Origin of the sequence: Pricia sp. (assembly GCF_041745955.1) — a bacterium.
GTDB lineage: Bacteria > Bacteroidota > Bacteroidia > Flavobacteriales > Flavobacteriaceae > Pricia.
Genome location: NZ_JBGTHY010000024.1, coordinates 1 through 2,089, shown reverse-complemented (window position 1 = coordinate 2,089; position 2,089 = coordinate 1). Strand labels below are relative to the sequence as shown.

General features: G+C 42.4%; 2 protein-coding genes. Both read right to left on the bottom strand.

Annotated features, from left to right (window positions below):
• Positions 1–89: 89 nt before the first annotated feature.
• Positions 90–1,232: a LegC family aminotransferase gene (locus ACEW8S_RS00865; protein ID WP_373516306.1), complete on the bottom strand. Its 1,143-nt coding sequence runs from the start codon at positions 1,230–1,232 to the stop codon at positions 90–92.
• Positions 1,233–1,239: 7 nt separating this feature from the next.
• The coding region (locus ACEW8S_RS00860) for a polysaccharide biosynthesis protein (protein ID WP_373516305.1) at positions 1,240–2,089 on the bottom strand (850 nt) is incomplete at its 5' end.

Below are 2,089 nucleotides of genomic sequence, written 5' to 3'. Positions count from 1 at the left end.
CATAATTAGTACTGTTTACGCCCAGCGTCGAATATTTCGAAAAGGTAATTTTAGCAGCGGTCCGTAAAACCGAATTGCGATATCCCCGCCTAAGAAACTACCACGCTACTCGGTATATTTAAAGTTCTTGCCTCTAACCATATGGCATTCTCCAAATTGCCGGTTTGAGCTGTTTTGAACATTGACAAATTGTTCATCAACTTCCAAATAGGCCGGGTCATTACCCCGCTATCGTTGGTCTTTGCCAAGAGTTTATCGCGTTCACTTCTATCTTTCGTCAAAATGGCGTTCAACCAATAGTTAGCTTTTGTATTCTCAGGTTCTCTAATAAAAAACATCGGTTTATCCTTAAAGAAAGCATCATACCTCTGCGCGACATCTCTTTTATTTTCCAAGAACTTGGGTAGCGTTTCCATCTGCGCACAGCCCAATGCCGCATTAATGTTGGGCAACCTGTAATTATATGCGACCTCATCATGTTCAAAATCCCACTGATGTGGTATCTTGGCGGTAGTCGTAATATGTTTTGCCCTTTTGGCCAAATTTTCGTCATTGGTAAGTATCATTCCACCGCCTCCGGTGGTTATGGTCTTATTACCATTGAAACTGAGGGTTCCTAGCTGCCCGAAAGTTCCTGTATGACGCCCTTTATAATAACTGCCCAATGATTCCGCGGCATCTTCTACCATCTCTAGATGATACTTTCTACAAACGATAAGTAGTTCGTCAATTCGAACGGGAAGCCCGAAGGTATGCATAGGCACAACGGCCTTTATAGTGCGTTTTGTTTTTTTGTTGATACACTTGCCATTGACCATTTCGGTGTTCTCGGAAAGAAAATCCTCCAATTTTTCGGGAGAAAGGCCAAGAGTATCCCTATCCACATCTACAAAAAGCGGATGTGCCCCGATATAGCTTATTGCATTACAGGTCGCGATAAACGTGAGCGGTTGGGTTATTACCTCGTCGTCGTTTTCTACTCCTGCCAATAGTAACGCCATATGCAGCGCGGCCGTTCCGTTTACCGTAGCAACAGCATATCGGGCTCCAGTAAAATGGGCCACTTTATCTTCGAAAAGGTCAACAAACTTGCCGACACTCGAAACAAACGTGGAATCTATACACTCATTGAGGTATTTTTTCTCGTTCCCGATAAAACGGGGTTGGTGAAGTGGAATGAACCCATCGGCACCATAAATCTCACGGATGAAGGAAATAAGTTGATTGGTCATTTCTAAGTTACATTTTGGCGTCCAGATATTTTCCCTTCTCGTTATGGCCGAAATCGGGAATCATCTCAAAAAACAGAAGTACCAAATCCGCTTTTTGCCAAGATCCCTTTGTCTTTAGCTCCTCTATGGCATTTTGGAATTGCAACAATTTTACGCAGTCATAAACAGGGTTATTTTTTATAATCCCAAGATTCTTGAACCGATCCATATCCAACACCTCATTTTCCGTAAAGAATTCTTCGAAATCTTTTTCACCAGTCGTATCGCTTTCGGTGAACAAGCAGGGCCATTCCCCTTTTTGCGGAAGGGTTTTGGCCAATTTTCTCGCCTCGTCCTCGTCTTGGCACAAATAGCGTTTATACCCCAAGTTGGCCAAGTATTTGATTGCAATATCTGAAAAGGATGTAAGGTGAAGTTGCTCACTCAGCTTTGGGAAAAAAATATCCCTGTTTTCCCCGAAAAGACAGGACATTAGACAGAGCTGACCAGATTCTTTGGGTAGTACGAAATATCTTTTTATATCGTTAGGTGCAACTATAGGCTGTCGCTTCTTTATTCTTTGATCGAAACCATGTAACAAAGAACCGTCGGAAAAGGCCACATTGGCAAATCGGGCCGTAGAAATGGGAATTTCCTCGCTTTTTTGCATCAAGAACATTTCCATAATACGTTTTGAGGCGCCCATCATATTGACAGGGTTGGCAGCTTTGTCCGTAGAAACACAGAAATATTTTTTTGTGCCCTTGTCGACTGCTTGTCGGATGGTCTTTTCCGTATTGACGATATTTACATCAATCATCCGCATCAACGTAAAAGGGTCTTTTTCACTTCTTACATGTTTTAAGGCGGATAAATTT

Excerpts from the sequence above, each read along its gene's own strand:
- ACEW8S_RS00865 (WP_373516306.1), bottom strand. The coding sequence starts at position 1,232 with ATGACCAATCAACTTATTTCCTTCATCCGTGAGATTTATGGTGCCGAT.